Genomic DNA, 681 nt, shown 5'->3' with positions numbered 1-681 from the left:
CAGCGTGACGGTCTGGCCGTCTTCCACATTCGTGGTCGTGCCGCTCACCACCAGGGCTTCGGCCTCGGCTGCGTTGATCACGCCGTCGCCAGCGATCGGGCCGCCCACCGTGATGGTGGGTACCGTCGAGCTGACGCCRTAGGCGTGCGAAGCACTGCCGCTGGCGCTGTTGCCGGCTGCATCGCGGGTGGTGACGCTGGCTTCGACAGTGGTGTCTGCGTCTGCGGCCAGGTCCGAACCTGCCACGTCGATGCTCCAGGCACCGCCTGCGTCCACGGTGCCGCTGTAGCTGACACCATTGATCACCAGGGTGACCACGTCGCCGGCTTGCGTGCCGGTGGTCGTGCCGCTCACCGCCACGGTCGAAGCCGCTTCCGCGTTGTTGATCACGTTGTCTGCCGTGATGGCATCGACCGCAATGGTCGGTGCCACCGGCGGCGTGATGTCGAGGACGGCCGAGTCCGTCGCCACGGCGGAGACGTTCCCCGCCAGGTCGGTGCTGGTCGCGCTCACGTTGAGCGTCGCGCCATCGGCCGGCGTCGGCAGACTGACGATAACGAAACCGTTGGACACATCGGCAGCGTTAAGCGTGACGTTGACCGTGTTGGCACCATCCGTCACGGCGATCACGTCGCCGGCCGCTGCGCCGGAGACCAGGCTCACCTTGACCTGAATGCCGGC

At 67.5% G+C, this 681-nt stretch carries 1 protein-coding gene; it reads right to left on the bottom strand.

The window, feature by feature from the left end; all coding sequences use genetic code 11:
• Nucleotides 1-681, bottom strand: a 681-nt coding sequence (locus AC1D2E_RS36045; protein WP_478201818.1) for an Ig-like domain-containing protein, incomplete at both ends; no start/stop codon positions are given.

The organism is Variovorax sp. P1_H2, assembly GCF_056405295.1.
This window is presented reverse-complemented; position numbering and strand designations above follow the sequence as displayed.